We start from the raw sequence: 433 nt of genomic DNA on the forward strand, positions 1-433 counted from the left end.
ATCGCTACCTGATAGCTGTAAATTTCGGTGGCGATTTTGGGTACGGCCAGCTGCGTTTTATTTACGTTTTCTACCCTCAGCTCTTGGCTGTCCTCTATGGTGACTACTCGCTCGCCCGGGTCTATTTCTCCCATTAACGAGTTTAAAAAACTGGTTTTCCCGCTTCCCGTTCCGCCGCTTAAAAGTACGTTTTTCTTATCCTGGTTCAGCTCTTTGATTTTTTCATAAGTCCAGCCCTCGTTTATCACGTTTTGACTTAATGTAAAGCTTTCTAGTGTAAAGGCCTCTTTGCTGGGTATCCTTATACAAATTGCGATATCGCTATTAAACAGACTTGGTTTATGCTGCGCTTGGACGCGGTAACGCAAAAACGGATCGGGCAGTTCGCATGAGGGGTGGCAATGCGTTTCGTCGAAGCGCTGATTTCTTCTAG

1 protein-coding gene is annotated in these 433 nt (G+C 45.7%); it reads right to left on the bottom strand.

Going from position 1 to position 433, the window contains the following annotated elements; translation table 11 throughout:
• Positions 1–433 (bottom strand): ATPase, T2SS/T4P/T4SS family (locus tag CYP43_RS03895; RefSeq protein WP_180998639.1); only part of this gene is annotated, 433 nt, incomplete at both ends.

The organism is Campylobacter concisus (assembly GCF_002913045.1).
GTDB classification, from domain to species: domain Bacteria; phylum Campylobacterota; class Campylobacteria; order Campylobacterales; family Campylobacteraceae; genus Campylobacter_A; species Campylobacter_A concisus_AP.